This window comes from Paenibacillus sp. 7516, from assembly GCF_002272715.1.
Lineage (GTDB): Bacteria > Bacillota > Bacilli > Paenibacillales > Paenibacillaceae > Paenibacillus > Paenibacillus illinoisensis_A.
The window spans coordinates 202,178-217,976 of the sequence record NZ_NPBI01000021.1 but is presented as its reverse complement, the minus strand read 5'-3'; the positions used below and the strand labels follow the sequence as shown (position 1 = coordinate 217,976).

Sequence of the window (15,799 nt, the reverse complement as noted above, 5' to 3'; positions counted from 1 at the left end):
ATATACTGGAACAGCTTCTTCTATTCCAATGATTTTACACCAGTATATCAAATTCGTCAGCGAGAAGAATGGATTTTTAGGCAGATCATTTGTGTTTTTTACTTTTTCGCTTTTCACCGTCCGGATCGTCGGACATTTTTGTGTTATCTCTTGTTTTGTTGAATGATGGACGTTTCTTACTTTCAAGCAGAGGCATACGGAACAGGAAGTTCCCCAGGGCCTTTGCATTAAACGGTATAAACGGCCATAAGTAAGAGGAATTATAGGACCGATGTATGGTCAGCGCTATAATTAGTAATGTTGTACCGACCACAAACCCCGGCACTTTGAAAATGGCAACAGCGATCAGCAGGAACAGCCTCACCAGCCGATTCGCAAGCCCAAGCTCATAGCTTGGTGTGGCAAACATACCAATGGCGGCAATGGCCATGTACAGAACGACTTCATTGACAAAATATCCTGTTTTTACAGCGATATCCCCGACCAATATTGCTGCAATCAAGCCCATTGCCGATGCAAGAGGTGTAGGGGTATGGACTGCCGCCATACGTAACAAATCGACCCCAAGTTCAATCAGAAGGAACTGCAAAATAATGGGGAGCTTCACATTCTCTTGGGGACCTATAAACTCGAGCCCCATCGGTTTGAGCGCAGGATCAATGACCATCAGCATCCATAGCGGCAGCAAAAACAACGAGATTAAAATGCCGGCAAAGCGGACCCAACGCAAATAAGTCCCCATAAACGCAGTCTGTCTGTTCTCTTCTGCATGCTCACACAGATCGAAGAAGGTTGTAGGCAAAATCATTACACTTGGCGAGGTATCAACAAATATGACGACTCTGCCTTCAAGCAGGTGAGATGCTGTAACATCGGGCCTTTCCGAGTAGCGAACCAAAGGGAATGGGTTCCATCCCTTATTGATAATCGCTTCCTCCAGCTGTTTATCTGCTGCCGGAATTCCGTCGATATCTACCCGTTTAATTTTTTCGCGGACCGAATCCACCTGAACTTTATCGACGATATCATCGATGTACACGACACAAACATCGGTTTGTGTTCTACGGCCCACCTGCATGATCTCGAACTTCAATCCAGGGTCGCGAATCCTCCGTCTCACCAATGTCACGTTGGTCAGAAGTGTTTCGGTAAAGCCATCCCTTGACCCCCGGACAACGCGTTCGAGAGAAGGTTCTTCGGGTGATCGTACCGGATAACTCCGTGTATCCATTACTAATACAGAGCGATCTCCTTCAACAAACAAAGCACTCATGCCCGTGAGAACCTTGTTGATGACAGCACTCATTTTATCGACTTTCTCTACCTGGATATGTGGAATGTAGCAATCGAAATACGACTTAAGCGCATGGCCTGATATTTGATCAGGGGTAAGATAGGTCAGTCTTTTCAACACTTCCAGCAAAATTTGGTCTTTTGCAAATCCCGTCAGCATCAATAATCCAACATTTTTGCCTCCCAGGACCATCTCTCTCATATTGACATCAAAGGACTCCCCGAGACCCAAAACCTGCTTCAATGTATACTTGTTCTCACTCATGCGAGCGGAGATATCATCCCTGTCCTGCCAGTACTGTACCGATTCTTCAACACTATCGGACATCTCATCCTGCTTCTTTTTTTCGTACGCCCTGCGCTCCTCTTCCTTTTGAATTTCATAAGGCGTCTTGTGCATCAGCTCTTCGGGTACTCCCTCACCTGTACCCTGTCCAGTATTGTCAGATCTCACATCCATTTTCTTTCCTCCTTCGATTCCTTGACCTAACGCTGATATACAAAAAAGTCAAATAAGGAACCTGTCATTTTGCCCAAAATCATGGCCAGCAGCAGTCCAAACAAATACGATTTCATGCCCAGACGTTTAGCAAGTACTGGCAGCACATTCAATACCTCGGTCAGTGCCGCGGCAAGCAGGCCGATAAACACACCGCAAAAGCACCCAATAATCGGACTCAGGATCAGTACTCCATGTACCTTCCAATGCCAGAAATCAGCGATGGTTCCGACGAGCGACCCTCCGATCAATGCTCCTTCATACCAATGCGTTTTGTCATAAGAACGGGTCAGCTGTGCCAATCTGGGAATCATATCAAGCACGAGAATGAGGGCGATCACGCCACTTCCTACGGCAACTCCTCCCGCAATCCCAAGTACGATACTGATCGCTCCATTAAGAACGCTCATCGGCATTCATCTCCCCGCGTTCCTGCTCATGCATTCGTTCGGTTTCTTCAATGACGACAAACTTGTCTACATTTTGCTGATATAAAAACATTTCCACTTCAAGCGGAGTAGGTTCTTCATTCCACTTTTTCTTGAATAAATGATTAAAGAAAACAGCCATACCAAACCCGATTCCGATGGAGTATGCCACCTGAAACAGATAAGGATGCTCGTCCCGGCGACCCGTTATCATTTCCACGATTCGAATCTGAACTTCCTGCATGTTCACATCTGCATGGAAATTCATGATGGTCAGTGCCGATCCAAAGAACAACAGCAGCCAGACCAGGATGAAGAGGGATTTGGAAGGTTTGCCCGTTCCAGCAACGACCTCGACCAGCGTATGCCCCGAACCAATGAGTTCGACGGTAACTTCCGGTAGCATGCGCCGTATCTGAGGAATGATCTGCAAAATGTCAATCAGGATCAGATTGCCGTCCTCCGGTCCCGGGCGCAGCAGTTCAAGCTCAAGCAGCCTTCGTTCCCCATCCTCCGGAGAGGTTAACACATGAGCGATATCACCAAGCTTGACGCTTCTTCCCCTCTGGATGCGGATACGGCTGCGCAGACGAATGTAGACCGTTGGAGTGGGTGTCAGAGACATCCGAAACACTCCTTTACTGCGTAATTTAGGTTAGTATTTGAAGAATGTGCAAATTTATTACATTCCGGTTGGAAAAAGGTTCGGTAACCTACAGACGCTCCGAGATGGATCGGTCACTGGCCGCTGTTATCCCCGGATTTCTTGATCACTCCTTTTCAAGGAGGAAATCCGGTGCTAAAGGCGAGCGCTTCGCTCCCTTGACCGATTCCATCCCTCCGCTGCACGTATCCCCGCTTTCCAAAAGACTGAAAAAATAAGCTGCAGGGTAGGTAGTCGAGAGGAAAACCGTTTTAAAGCTATCCTATTCCACAACAAAAAAAGCCGCCATGTGGCGACTAGACTGGATAACCTGGCAGAAAAAAGGTTAATCGTTTCGTTCCTCTCGTTTCTTCTCGGTGAGCTCTCTTCTGAATCGTAAAGGCGTCTTTTTCATGCTTTTCCGAAACTGGTTAATGTAGTAGCTCGTGCTGTTAAAGCCGACCTCATACGCGATTTCGGTGATGCTGCGGTCGGAGAGCCGCAGAAGTTCAATGCTTTTCTGGATCCGGTAATCCAAAACATACTGCATGGGTGTAGTTCGCAGGATTTGCTTAAAATAGCGACATGTCTCCGCTCGGCTTAACTGTCCCATCCTTGCAATATCCTCCAACCTGACCGGATCGGCATAGTTCAGATGAATCCACTGCAGCATATCCTTCATTCTTCTGCTCCTGGTCATTTCGGATGCATCATGCTCCAACGCATATCCGTTCTTAATGAGAAGAGTCCATATATCCAGCAGCGTTGAAGCAACTTTCAATTCGTAATAGGGCGCTTGACTCACAAGCTCCGTTCTAATTAGCCTGATGCCATCCAAAATCTGTGCTCCCCAGGCAATGCCCCCATTGATATAGAGAAAAGGCAAATTGGTAGCCGTTATATAAGGGTGCACATATTTTACGTACAGATCTGAAGGTGCAGCAAGTTGGGGCGTCACATTCAGACATAGATAGATGCAGTTATGGTTCCCTCCATGATCTTCGGCCATATGCATGGCCCCACTGTTTATAAAAATGCCATCACCTGTGGGTACACTAATTCTCTGGTCATTGATATGGAACAACGCTGTACCCTGGAGTACCGCAACAAATTGCAATTCATCATGCCAGTGCAGGGGGATGTGTCCATGTACATTATGCACAATGGTTGTTTCATAACAGGCAACGGATAAAGTATCGGTCCGATGCTTCGTCATTTCCTTCAAATTTTGATCAATACTAAATTCAGTCTTTTGCATAAGCCTCATCTCAATATATTTATATTTTTACGTGCAATTTTGATATTAATATATCGTATTTATCCTTAATATAGCACTATTCTTATATTTAAGGTGAGGCGATCAAGAATGACAACATCTGCAAGTACCAAGCTATCGGGTATCCTGCTCGTTCTAACAGGAGCCCTATGCTGGGGGATCGGAGGAACCGTATCTCAAAAACTATTTCAACTGGATGGTATTGAAGTCAATTGGTATGTAACCGTTCGATTGCTGAGCGCGGGTATTCTGCTTCTGGTTATTCAATCTTTTACACACGGTAGATCTCAGATTATTGATGTATGGAGACATAAGAAGACAGCTATACAACTGATCCTATTTGGATTAGCAGGTATGCTAGCCGTACAGTATACGTATATGGCTTCCATTAAACACGGTAACTCCGCGGTTGCCACTCTCCTTCAGTATCTTTCCCCCATCATGATCATGATTTACATCGCACTACGGAAGCAGTCTGCACTCACGCGCAAGGACCTTGCATGCGGCATCCTCGCACTTTTGGGCTGTTTTCTACTGCTGACGAATGGCTCGGTTACACAGTTATCTGTCTCCTGGCTTGCGGTGATCTGGGGGTTATTGTCCGGGGTAGCTGCTGCATTCTATACACTTTATGCTGTACAGCTGATTAAGAAATTCGACTCACTTGTTATCGTTGGCTGGACCATGATTATTGGTGGTCTGAGCCTTAGTTTGATTCATCCGCCATGGAAAGCCGACTTTGCCAGCATCTCGACTGAAATCTACGGGTATTTGATATTTACGATTATCTTTGGAACGATGCTTGCTTTTTGGTTCTACATTGCGAGTTTAAAAAGCCTTACACCCAAGGAGACCAGCCTGCTTGGAAGTGCTGAACCTCTGGCTGCTGTTGGTACAACCGTCGTATGGCTCCATGAACCCTTTGGTTTCTATCAATGGATGGGTACTGCCTGTATTATCGGGTTGATTCTGGTCATGCAATCCAATCGCTCAGGATCATCTAAACGGTTGAACGACAAACAACCTCACTCGCATTAGGCGCGCGATGAAAGGTTGTTAGTTGTCGTATATTGGCGATTCGGCACCCGTGCTTGGAGTCCGTACTCCACCATCTACTGCGCGATCTGATCGCGAATCGATTGAAGTATCTTTTTCTCCAGCCGGGAAACCTGAACCTGGGAAATCCCCAGCCTAGTCGCGACCTCCGACTGCGTCTGATCCCTGTAATACCGTAGATAAACGATCAGTCGTTCCCGCTCACTAAGGCCGCCGATCGCTTCATTGAGCGCCAGCTTATCAAACCAGCGTTCCTGAGATTCGTCGGCAATCTGGTCCATCAATGTAATCGGATCCCCGTCGTTCTCAAACACGGTCTCATGAATCGACGTCGGCGGTTTGTTCGCTTCCTGGGCGAAGACAACCTCCTCCGGAGTCACTCCCAACTGTTCAGCCACTTCCTTGATCGTTGGCAGACGGTCAAGGTGTTTGGACAGCTCGTCCCTTTTTTTGCGGACTTTATTCGCCATTTCCTTCAGGGAACGACTCACCTTGAGGGTTCCGTCATCCCGCAGGAAACGTTGAATCTCTCCGATGATCATCGGTACCGCATAGGTTGAGAATTTCACATCATAACTAAGGTCGAATTTGTCCACCGACTTGAGCAGGCCAATACAACCAATCTGGAACAGATCCTCCGGTTCATATCCCCTGTTCATAAAGCGCTGGACGACCGACCAGACAAGTCTGATGTTGCAGTTCACCAGCGTATCCCGCGCGACATGGTCACCCGACTGACTGAGCGCAATCAGCCGTTTGACCTCGGCATCGTCCAAATAGGTCTGTGAAGACTGTTTCACTTCAGCATCCATTAGACCAACCCCTAATTATACATTGCTTTCTTGGATTCAATCCTCTTCTTCATCTTGATGGAGGTGCCTCTGCCGGGCTCGCTGCTGACTTCGAATTCATCCATGAAGTTTTCCATAATGGTGAAGCCCATGCCCGACCGCTCAAGTTCGGGTTTGGACGTATATAGCGGCTGTTTGGCCAGTTCCAGGTCTTCGATTCCTTCTCCGCGATCTTCCACAATAATTGTAATCATGTCTTCGCGAATTTGCGCCTGAATGGACACGACACCCTCGGGATTGTTGTTATACCCGTGGATGATACTGTTCGTCACCGCTTCCGAGACAACCGTCTTCAGATCGCTGAGCTCGTCCATTGTGGGATCAAGCTGAGAGATGAACGCAGCGACAGTCACCCTTGCGAACGATTCGTTCTCCGACTTGGCCGCAAATTGCAGATTCATGAAATTTGTTCCCGTACCTTCACTCATGAGACGACCTCCAGACCCGAGAGAGCTGTTCCCTCATTTTCGTAAATCGGCATGATCTTGAACAAACCCGACATTTCCAGCAAACGATAGACCGGCGGATTAACATCACATACAACCATCTTGCCGCCTTTATTTTTAATGAGTTTGTATCTGCCCAAAATGACACCCAGACCCGAACTGTCCATGAATTGAAGATCTTTCAGGCTAAGCACCAGATGTTCACACTGTCTGCGCTGGATGGCCTCATCCATTTGCATTCGAACCATATCGGCTGTATGGTGATCCAGCTCCCCGGATAATCGCACAATCAGAATCCCGCGGTGATGTTCCATTTCCACATGCAAGTTCACGTTTGCTCACTCTCCTCCCAGTCTTGAACAAGGATTTCTACGTTTCCGAAGGCTTTTCCTGCCCCCCGACAAAACTAGAAGAAAACCCCTATTTAACTACAAAATACGTTCAAGGAATGTATGCAGAACGCGCAAATCGGCGTTTAATCAAACAGGTTCGATGTTGTTCGTTTAAACAGCTTCCACCAGCCAGCCTTATTCACATCCTGAGGAGCCTGGATATCGAACTCCTTGATGACCTCGTTTCCTTGGTATACGACAAGCTTACCTACGCTTTGACCAGCCTTGACGGGTGCTTTCACTTCTTTTGCCATTAACAGCTCATGGCGGAACTCATCGGATTTGGCGCCTTTGCGCATCAGCACACTATAATTTTGCGTTGCCGTCAGCGGCAGCTCAGCGACTTCCCCTTTTTCAATTTTCAGACTGCCCAGCTGATCTCCTGCTTTGTACAAAGGTTTCATTGTGTATTGTCCGAACGCATAGTCGAACATCGAAGACACTTCAGCATTTCGAGTTTTCGTATTCGGTTCACCCAGCACTACAGCAACCGTACGCAGTCCGTCCTTCATAGCGGTAGCCGACAAGCAGAATTTGGCTTCTGATGTATAACCCGTTTTCAAGCCGTCTGCGCCTGAGTAGAAACGGACCAGTTTATTGGTATTTACCAGCCAGAAGGGCTTTTCCGTATCTTTACGAAGATAGTCCTGGTATGCTCCCGTGTATTTCGTAATGCCTGAATGTTTCAGCAGTTCACGACTCATCAGCGCAATGTCATGTGCGGAAGAATAATGATTCTCCACTGGAAGTCCGTTACAATTGGCAAAGTGAGTATCTTTCATGCCGAGCTCTTTGGCCCGTTCATTCATCAGTTGTACAAAAGCTTCTTCTGATCCGGCAATTTTCTCTGCCATCGCAACAGATGCATCATTACCGGAAGCCATGGCGATTCCTTTCAACATGTCATCGACAGTCATCTCTTCGCCAGGTTCGAGGAAAATCTGTGAACCACCCATGGATGCAGCATATTCACTCGTTCTCACCTTATCCGTCAGCTTCAGCTTGCCGGAATCAATGGCTTCGATCGTCAGCAGCATGGTCATAATCTTTGTAATACTCGCCGGAGGCAGCTGATCATGACTGTTTTTCTCAAAAATAACCGTCCCCGTATCGGCATCCATCAATATAGCAGAACGTGCTGACGGGGCAAGATCTGTCCCCCCTGCTGTTTTGGGTGCTTCTTCAGCCAGCACTGTTGATGCCATAAGGGGTAGCAAAATACATAGGGTCATGAACGATGCCATTATTCGTTTCTTCACTAGGGTTAACCTCCTCAAATGACTTGCTTACTGCATGCTCCATGCATGTACTGCTAATCATTGTCGGCGCGTTTACAGTAAATTATTCCATCCCATGAATGATTTCCCGAACTTTTTCTATTCTCAAACAAATGCACAAAAAAACGTGCCCCCTAATGAAGAGAGAACACGTAAGTTACCCACGATACTGTAAAGAGGGAATCATCCCCCGAAATCCCAAGAATAGATATTCCAGAAGATAAGAAACGAAGTTAATACGACAGATATACGGATGTTCCACTTTGTCGGAGAGGTGTAGGTTTGATACACCATGATCATAACGATTATGATACTGGCAGCCAAAAACGCAATATTCGTTTTAACAAAGAAAAGCAGCAGCAGCACTCCAATATGTATGACTCCGATAACACGATCAATATTCATATCAAACCTCCGTACATGACATGTAGATCGTTATTGCTACACTAAATGATTTTTCTTTAAGCAGAACATTTCCATGTTACCCTTTCTTTATTTTCTGAATTTCACTTTTTTGTAAAAAAATAAAAAAAGACAACCTCTTGAATGATCCCAAGGATCACCATAGGTTGTCTTACTGAAGCTTACGTTTTACATTTGCGGAATGACGGCCAGAACAAGCGCAAGGAACGATTCACGAACACGCTCGGTCGTTTCCATGACCTCATCATGGGACAACGGCTGATCAAGGATTCCGGCTGCCATATTACTGATGCAGGAAATGCCGAGCACTTCCAGACCAGCATGACGTGCCACGATAACCTCGGATACCGTAGACATACCCACCGCGTCTGCACCCAGCGTACGCAGCATCACGATCTCAGCAGGTGTCTCATAGTTAGGACCCAGCAAGCCTGCGTATACGCCTTCACGCACGTCAAAACCTTGTGAAGCCGCTGTATCTTTCGCCAGCGCGCGCAGACGGCGGCTGTAGGCTTCAGACAGGTCAGGGAAGCGCACGCCCATTGCCGGATCATTAGGCCCGATCAACGGATTTTTGCCCGTCATATTCAAGTGATCCGAGATCAGCATCAGATCACCTGGCTCGTACGAAGTGTTCACACCGCCAGCCGCGTTGGTTACGAGCAGTGAAGATACACCCAGTTCTTTCATGACACGTACAGGGAACGCTGTAAGCTCAGGGCCATATCCTTCGTACATGTGGAAACGGCCTTTCATCATAACAACCGGACGTCCTTTAATGGTGCCGACCAGCAATTCTCCTTCATGCCCTTCTACAGTGGAGACCGGGAAGTGAGGAATATCCTGATAGGCAATGCTGACGCCATCTTCAATAAGATCGGCCAGAATGCCAAGACCGGAACCCAAAATCAAACCGACTTCCGGCTTGATGGAGCTTTTGTTTTGAATGTAAGATGCAGCTTCCTGAATCATCTGTTGATTTAATGCTGTCATTTCAAATGTTCCCCCTTGAGTTGAAACTTCCGTCTATGTCAGCTTGATGCATCGTTCAGGTATATTCCTCCCGACGGATGCACTCGCTTATGTATAACGGCGTTTAATGTGTACAGTTTATTTTATCCTAAATCAGCTATATGTTCCGCATCTATTATTGAATTTTTAGCGTTAAAGCCAATTATTTTGCTCGCGGATGATGAGTTTCATAGATCTCCTTCATCGTTTTGCGGCCATGATTCCCATATTGTTGTCCTGCCTGCTCCACATGGCCCAGCATGTCCTGCACTGCACGAGTATCCGCCCCGCTTGCAATCAGGTGGGCCGCAAAGGAATGGCGCAGCGTATGCGGGGTGATCTCTTCCGAAATCCCTGCATCCATCGCCGCTTTTTTGAGCAGCTTCCAGAAGCCCTGACGGGTTAAACGTCTTCCGGACACGTTGACGAACAGAGCCTGCTCGTCCGAGTCTGTTTTGAGCAGGTGGTTACGAAAATCGTTAACATACACACTTGCCCAATGTGCTGCCGGTGCACCAATCGGCAGAATCCGTTCTTTGCCTGCACCTCCGCAGCGAATAAACCGCATGCCAGGTTGAACATCCCGTATATCCAGTGCGATCAATTCCGAGACCCGAATACCGGTAGCATACAAAAGCTCAAGCATGGCACGATCACGCACCCCTTGGGCAGAGCGAGTATCGGGCGAGGCCAGAAGGAGTTCAATTTCATCCACCGTTAATACCTGTGGCGGCGTTTTGTCCGCTTTCGGAGCCTCGACATCAAACGTTGGGTCCTGCAGAATCTCGCCACGGCGCATCAAAAAATGAAAATAGGAACGCAAGGATACCACGCTGCGAGCAATGGTCGCATTGGCACGCCCCGCCTGCTTCAGTTTGCCGATAAACAAGATAACATGAGTACGACGCACCTGCTCTGCCTCACGAATACCGTATTCCTTATCTGCAAATTCGATGAACTTGTCCACGTCCCGAAGATACGACTCCAGCGTACTGCTTGACATCCCTTTATCTTCTTCCAAGTATAAGGCATAGGGGTGTATCGTCTGTCTCATGTACAACGCTCCTCATCTGACAGCATTGCCTAACTGGCAACCTGCTTCCGTATTTGCATCCCTGGCTGTCCGGGCTACTCCCCATACCAATAAAACAAACGGAGTCTCTCCGCCAGCGTAAGACGTGCTTCTCCATTACCTGGCCAATCCGTCTCCTGAAAGACTTTGACTGCATTCCCTGTAGGCATCTGATACTGATCCACAGGTGAGATCCAGCCGTTGAACAAATCCAGAACATGATAGAACAGATAAACCAATCCTGCAAAAACTATAATAAATCGTATAAAACGAAGCCCTTGGCGCAGTGAAATAATCATGGGTTGTCCCCCTCCTGGTTTGAATCCAATTCATCTAGAATCAGGGTATGACGACAAACGCAGGAATATGACATCAGAGATGACATTAGAGATAACCTCACATCATATACTGGACCAAAAAAGCTCTCCCGTCAAAACCGCCGGTGAGAGCTTGAAGATATGCTATGTTATTCTTCATCTTTGGGCTTCTGGTCATTTTTAGCTTTGCAACGATAACAAATCCCATGAAAATCCAGTCGGTGATCTACTACCGAAAAGTTAAATTCCCGCTCCAGACGCTCTTCAAGCGGTCCAAGCCAGTCTTCACGTATTTCATCCATACTTCCGCATTGAACGCAAATTAAGTGATGATGGTGATGCTTGGATGTATCTCCGCGCAGATCATAACGCGCTACACCGTCGCCGAAGTTGATTTTCTCTACAACATGCAGCTCACTCAGCAGTTCGAGGGTACGGTACACGGTTGCCAGACCGATTTCGGGAGCTTTTTCTTTAACGAGCATGAATACGTCTTCCGCACTCAGATGATCTTCTTCATTCTCAAGAAGTACTCTTACGGTGGCTTCCCGCTGGGGCGTTAATTTATAACCTTGGGACTGTAGTTGCTGCTTAATTTTATCGATCCGTGCTTCCATTTTCTCCCTCCCCCTAGGAAATCACTGCACACTGCAACTTAACCCACTTCTTTCATTATAGGGGGAGTGCGTAATTAAAGTCAACATTTTACACTGTCCGTTACGGTGCTACGCCGGGAGCAGCATTGGCGTAACCCAGCGCATCATTGCAGGTGTTACCCAAGTTTCAAAAGACGCGACGCCTAACAGCAGACCAGCCATAACCAGTGTCAGCAGCACATAAGAGGCAAACGGCCTTTGTCCACCCGGCGTCCGCTGCATGAGTACACGATTCCGAATGATATATAAGGAAAAGGTCATGGCCGACACACTGCAGATCAGCAGTACCGGAATGACGAACAAATTATGCGGCGCGACGGATACCAGGGCAAACAGCAGCCCTTTCCAGGAATACTGTCCGACGAGATATCCAACGGTAAATCCGATCAGCACTCCTTTTAGAAAATCCAAAACCAATATACCCGGCAATCCGATAACGGACAGGCCCAGTATCCAGATAAGGCCAACCCATTTCAGATGTAGTATCGCTATATCCCAATAGGTTCCGGATTCGACGATCTGCCCGCTGTGCTGGACTGTCATGAAAAAATTGCCCAGATAGCCCTCCAGATCCTGACGCTGCTCAAGAGACAGGGCATTAACCATCAAGGCGCCAAAAATGACACCGACCAGAAACAAGACAGCTACAAATACATATAACGAGGTTTGACCTTTGAACGTGAAGTAGGAAGAACGCATACAGGAACGGGTCCCCTTTCCGGTTATCATGCTGCAGGATCTCTAAGAAATCCACACAGTCATTCTATGAACCGAAGTTCGTGGGTATGACTCCTTGTCCCGATACTCGCCCTATCCTTCCCTCCTGCCTGTCTTAGTCCGTTTCTTTACCAGAGACTTTGCCATAGGTTCCCCCGCCTCCGGATGACAACTCCAGTCGACCATTTCGAGCAGCAACGATAAGACTGGCCAGAACGGGTCCCACAACACTCGCAAGCTCCTCTTCACTTGTCCGATGAAGTACATTCATTTCGGTGCCAAAGTGTTCCAGAAGCTGACGCAGCTTTGCCTTGCCCAGTCCCGGGATAAACTCAAGCGGTACCTGATAGTGGTAAGGTGGCCTGAATTCTGGAACGTGAGGGCTCTCCCGATCTGCTATAGCCAGTATACGATCCAGAACACCCTGCACCAGCTTCGTACTACCGCAATAGGGGCAGCGTTCCGCTGACATCGCTTGTTCATCCATGATGCTGCCACAGGCTGCACAATACGTGCGGTGGTATTTGCCAAGCCTTGGGTTCAAGCCGTAATTGGCCTTAATATTTCTTCCTGCCTCACCCTTCAGTGCCATGCTGAATTCGTCAAATGAAGGATGGGCAATCTGCAGCTCATTATACTCGCGTCCGATTTTGCCAAGGGAGTGTGCATCCGAATTGGTTAGAAAAGGGAGCTGGTCAAGCTCCTGAATGTAGCTGGCCATGGATGAATCTGAGCTTAATCCCAGCTCCACGGCATCAATCAGGCTTGTATCCAGCACATCCGCCATACGCGGAGCCGTGCTGCCATAGATGCCTTTGTGAGGTGTAAAGGCATGTGCGGGCACGATCAGCCCGCCACGGGCTTTTATCTCGGCCTGCATTTCAAGGGAAGAGACATATACCCGTTGTGAACTGAGATTCACATTTTTCATATAACGCTGCATCCACTTCGTGAATGACTTCATCGTTGTCAAATCACGGAAGTAGGCCAGCATGTGATATTCTCGCATCTCCGGTTCGCGCAGCTCGATTTCGGTACCGAGCAGAATCGTGGTGTCCTGGTAGGCAATGCCCCCATCCTTCAGCTCGGACATCGTGCCATTCTCAAGCAGCTGCTCGATATCCATCTGTACCACCGGTGAATGGCAGTCTATGACGCCGAGCAGATGAATTCCCTTGCGCTCTGACGCTTCACGAGCAATATTCTCGAAGGTTAGATCCCGGCTGCCACTGATTTTAACAGCTTCACCGCGGGACGTACGCCCAATGTGGATATGCAGGTCTGCGTAACAGGAATCCCACGTGTTAGACGTTGTCTGCTGATCTGCCATCGTTAAAACCGCCCTGTCGTTCTGTACAGATCCCATGCGTACACAGCCATCATCGTCTTGGCATCACTGATCCGGTTCTGATCCATAAGCTGATACGCTTCCTCAAGCGTAATTTCAGATACCTCGAGAAATTCATCTTCATCCAGTGCCATGTCTCCGGCTTCGAGCTCCTCGGCAATGTACAAGTGAATGATCTCGTCTGCGAAGCCAGGTGATGTATAGAATGAACGCAGATGACGCAGCGACTTGGCTGCATAGCCGGTTTCTTCCCGTAGTTCACGAGCGGCCGCAGCCTCCGGCTCTTCTCCCGGATCAAGTTTGCCTGCAGGTATTTCCACCTCGGTTCGCCCCATTGCCTGACGATACTGATCAACCACCAGCATGCGATCCCCGTTCAAGGCTAGTACAGCTACCGCACCGGGGTGACGGATAATCTCACGTGAAGCTGTCTGTCCATTAGGCAGCTTGACCGTATCGACCTGAAGAGAAATGACTTTTCCTTCGAAGATTGGCTTCGTCGAGACCGTTACTTCATCGAGCTTGGGATTAGACGGGTGGTTAGAGCCCGTTTGATTGGTAGGATTCATATAGGATCAACTCCACTTTTTCAAGATTTTATATTCACAATACGTATAATCCCCCGTTTTTTGGCATATTGTGAGTCTATAGCCTTTCGAGAAATATAAAACAAAATCAGGGGGATATCCAATGAACAGTTATGTGACATCTCAATCGGTACATGTGGTCGGACAAGCAAGGCAAGTCCAGCTTATACTCAAGCAATGGCTGCGTGAATGGGGCCCCGATGCCAAACTAAGTGAACTGATTGCGGGACGAAAGTAATCCTTGTTGACTTTCATTTCTCTCATGAAATATAACATGAATTCGCAAAAAGTCCGAATCCGATGCTAACCGGTTTCGGACTTTTACGTAGAGAGGTGTTTCCTTCCTTCCAAGTAACACCTCTATATATGCTTACTTACTGCCAGAAGCCGTCTCCTGAATGATGGCTACGACAACCTGGGACAGTTTAACGATATCATCCGCACGAATGCGCTCTTTCGTCGTATGAATATCCTCATAACCTACCGCCAGATTGACGGTAGGAATGTTGAAGCCATTGAAGATGTTGGCATCACTGCCTCCACCCGAAGCAAACGTACTTGTTTCCAGACCCAGGCTACGAATCGCACGCTGCGCAAGCTGCACAACCTCATGCTCATCATGGAACCCGAAGGCAGGATACAAAATCTCGCTGCGGAATTCGGCTGTGGCACCGTATTTGCGGCAGGTTGTTTCCAGAGCTTCACGCATCTGAGCAATTTGCTTTTCCACTTTTTCCTGCACGATACTGCGTGCTTCCGCTTCAATCTGTACAAAATCACACACAACGTTCAGTGCAGATCCGCCTTGAAACTTGCCAATATTGGCCGTAGTCTCATCATCGATCCGTCCCAGTGTCATTGCTGCAATGGCCTTGGCCGCCACTTGGATGGCACTGATGCCGTCTTCGGGGTTCACCCCTGCATGTGCCGATTTTCCATAAATGTTCATCTGTATCTCGGCTCTCGCCGGGGCAGCAACACAAATCGTTCCCACTGCACCATTGGAATCAAGTGCATAACCGAATTCAGCCTCAATATCTTTTGGATCCATCGCACGGGCACCAACCAGACCGGATTCTTCGCCAACGGTAATGACGAACTGAATTTTCCCGTGTGGAATCTTGTTCTCCTGGATCGCCCGAATCGCTTCAAGCAGTGCAGCAATGCCTGCCTTGTCATCTGCTCCGAGGATCGTTGTGCCATCGCTGCGAATCCAACCGTCTTCCCCAAGCTCAGGTTTGATCCCTTGTCCAGGAGTTACAGTATCCATGTGGCAGGTAAAAAAGATCGGCGCTGCCTCCGGAGCACCATCCGCTTCCCAGGTAACAATCAGGTTACCTGCGCCATGCCCGGTTTTCTCCATGGTTTCGTCCTCATATATGCTGAGACCCAGCTTGGTAAACTGTTCCTTCAATACGTTGGAGATGTTATGTTCATTCTTCGTTTCACTGTCGATCTGCACCAGTTCCATAAACTGATGTATGACACGTTCCTGTTTAATCATAGG

Annotated in this window: 20 protein-coding genes; 3 read left to right on the top strand and 17 right to left on the bottom strand. The window is 47.9% G+C overall.

The features are described from left to right. Nucleotides 1–85: 85 nt before the first annotated feature. The 3 genes from CHI14_RS19525 to CHI14_RS19515 form a co-directional block, all read right to left on the bottom strand. A complete protein-coding gene (locus CHI14_RS19525) occupies nucleotides 86–1,693 on the bottom strand; it encodes a spore germination protein (RefSeq protein ID WP_095290560.1) in 1,608 nt (535 codons plus the stop codon). An 86-nt stretch (nucleotides 1,694–1,779) separates the two neighbouring features. Beyond that, on the bottom strand, nucleotides 1,780–2,208 hold the full coding sequence (locus tag CHI14_RS19520; RefSeq protein WP_170948190.1) for a stage V sporulation protein AB: 429 nt from the start codon (nucleotides 2,206–2,208) through the stop codon (nucleotides 1,780–1,782). After that, nucleotides 2,189–2,845 carry a stage V sporulation protein AA gene (locus CHI14_RS19515; RefSeq protein ID WP_095290506.1) on the bottom strand — a complete coding sequence of 219 codons (657 nt, stop codon included), beginning with the start codon at nucleotides 2,843–2,845 and terminating at the stop codon, nucleotides 2,189–2,191. The genes CHI14_RS19520 and CHI14_RS19515 overlap by 20 nt, the downstream gene beginning before the upstream one ends. Nucleotides 2,846–2,913: 68 nt before the next feature. On the opposite strand from CHI14_RS19515, the gene CHI14_RS30120 reads away from it, so the two are divergent. Beyond that, nucleotides 2,914–3,102 (top strand): hypothetical protein, encoded by a 189-nt coding sequence (locus CHI14_RS30120; protein WP_212677011.1) that lies wholly within the window; start codon nucleotides 2,914–2,916, stop codon nucleotides 3,100–3,102. A 107-nt stretch (nucleotides 3,103–3,209) separates the two neighbouring features. Here CHI14_RS30120 and CHI14_RS19510 read toward each other — a convergent pair whose 3' ends face one another. Next, nucleotides 3,210–4,121: a helix-turn-helix transcriptional regulator gene (locus tag CHI14_RS19510; RefSeq protein ID WP_095290504.1), complete on the bottom strand. Its 912-nt coding sequence runs from the start codon at nucleotides 4,119–4,121 to the stop codon at nucleotides 3,210–3,212. A 108-nt stretch (nucleotides 4,122–4,229) separates the two neighbouring features. On the opposite strand from CHI14_RS19510, the gene CHI14_RS19505 reads away from it, so the two are divergent. Further along, entirely contained in the window at nucleotides 4,230–5,177 is a 948-nt protein-coding gene (locus CHI14_RS19505) for a DMT family transporter (protein WP_095290502.1), read from the top strand. A gap of 74 nt (nucleotides 5,178–5,251) precedes the next feature. Here the strand turns inward: CHI14_RS19505 and sigF are convergent, their stop codons facing one another. The 12 genes from sigF to CHI14_RS19445 all read right to left on the bottom strand — a co-directional run bounded on the left by sigF (nucleotide 5,252) and on the right by CHI14_RS19445 (nucleotide 14,274). Next, nucleotides 5,252–6,007 (bottom strand): RNA polymerase sporulation sigma factor SigF, encoded by a 756-nt coding sequence (gene sigF / locus CHI14_RS19500; RefSeq protein ID WP_095290500.1) that lies wholly within the window; start codon nucleotides 6,005–6,007, stop codon nucleotides 5,252–5,254. 11 nt (nucleotides 6,008–6,018) lie between these two features. Then, complete coding sequence (gene spoIIAB, locus CHI14_RS19495) at nucleotides 6,019–6,474, bottom strand: anti-sigma F factor (RefSeq protein ID WP_095290499.1); 456 nt, start codon at nucleotides 6,472–6,474, stop codon at nucleotides 6,019–6,021. Next, nucleotides 6,471–6,824 carry an anti-sigma F factor antagonist gene (spoIIAA, locus tag CHI14_RS19490; protein ID WP_036663380.1) on the bottom strand — a complete coding sequence of 118 codons (354 nt, stop codon included), beginning with the start codon at nucleotides 6,822–6,824 and terminating at the stop codon, nucleotides 6,471–6,473. The genes spoIIAB and spoIIAA overlap by 4 nt, the downstream gene beginning before the upstream one ends. 143 nt (nucleotides 6,825–6,967) lie before the next feature. Then, complete coding sequence (locus tag CHI14_RS19485; RefSeq protein WP_249281173.1) at nucleotides 6,968–8,089, bottom strand: D-alanyl-D-alanine carboxypeptidase family protein; 1,122 nt, start codon at nucleotides 8,087–8,089, stop codon at nucleotides 6,968–6,970. A gap of 255 nt (nucleotides 8,090–8,344) precedes the next feature. Next, entirely contained in the window at nucleotides 8,345–8,566 is a 222-nt protein-coding gene (locus CHI14_RS19480; RefSeq protein WP_095290495.1) for a hypothetical protein, read from the bottom strand. A gap of 186 nt (nucleotides 8,567–8,752) precedes the next feature. After that, nucleotides 8,753–9,577: a purine-nucleoside phosphorylase gene (locus CHI14_RS19475; RefSeq protein ID WP_095290494.1), complete on the bottom strand. Its 825-nt coding sequence runs from the start codon at nucleotides 9,575–9,577 to the stop codon at nucleotides 8,753–8,755. 181 nt (nucleotides 9,578–9,758) lie between these two features. Beyond that, a complete protein-coding gene (locus tag CHI14_RS19470) occupies nucleotides 9,759–10,649 on the bottom strand; it encodes a tyrosine recombinase (RefSeq protein ID WP_095290492.1) in 891 nt (296 codons plus the stop codon). Between the two features lie 74 nt (nucleotides 10,650–10,723). Beyond that, a complete protein-coding gene (locus CHI14_RS19465; protein WP_095290490.1) occupies nucleotides 10,724–10,966 on the bottom strand; it encodes a DUF4227 family protein in 243 nt (80 codons plus the stop codon). 167 nt (nucleotides 10,967–11,133) lie between these two features. Next, nucleotides 11,134–11,601: a ferric iron uptake transcriptional regulator gene (gene fur, locus CHI14_RS19460; RefSeq protein ID WP_024630961.1), complete on the bottom strand. Its 468-nt coding sequence runs from the start codon at nucleotides 11,599–11,601 to the stop codon at nucleotides 11,134–11,136. Nucleotides 11,602–11,709: 108 nt separating this feature from the next. After that, complete coding sequence (spoIIM, locus tag CHI14_RS19455) at nucleotides 11,710–12,339, bottom strand: stage II sporulation protein M (RefSeq protein ID WP_095290488.1); 630 nt, start codon at nucleotides 12,337–12,339, stop codon at nucleotides 11,710–11,712. A gap of 133 nt (nucleotides 12,340–12,472) precedes the next feature. Continuing rightward, nucleotides 12,473–13,687, bottom strand: coding sequence for an endonuclease Q family protein (locus CHI14_RS19450; RefSeq protein WP_095290487.1), 1,215 nt, complete (start codon nucleotides 13,685–13,687; stop codon nucleotides 12,473–12,475). Nucleotides 13,688–13,689: 2 nt separating this feature from the next. Next, nucleotides 13,690–14,274, bottom strand: coding sequence for an NUDIX domain-containing protein (locus CHI14_RS19445; RefSeq protein WP_095290485.1), 585 nt, complete (start codon nucleotides 14,272–14,274; stop codon nucleotides 13,690–13,692). Nucleotides 14,275–14,395: 121 nt separating this feature from the next. Between CHI14_RS19445 and CHI14_RS19440 the strand changes: the two genes are divergently transcribed. After that, the gene (locus CHI14_RS19440; RefSeq protein ID WP_095290484.1) at nucleotides 14,396–14,530 is read left to right on the top strand and encodes a Z-ring formation inhibitor MciZ; all 135 of its coding nucleotides are present in this window, start codon (nucleotides 14,396–14,398) and stop codon (nucleotides 14,528–14,530) included. A gap of 132 nt (nucleotides 14,531–14,662) precedes the next feature. Here the strand turns inward: CHI14_RS19440 and CHI14_RS19435 are convergent, their stop codons facing one another. Further along, nucleotides 14,663–15,796: a M20/M25/M40 family metallo-hydrolase gene (locus tag CHI14_RS19435; RefSeq protein WP_095290482.1), complete on the bottom strand. Its 1,134-nt coding sequence runs from the start codon at nucleotides 15,794–15,796 to the stop codon at nucleotides 14,663–14,665. Nucleotides 15,797–15,799 lie beyond the last annotated feature (3 nt).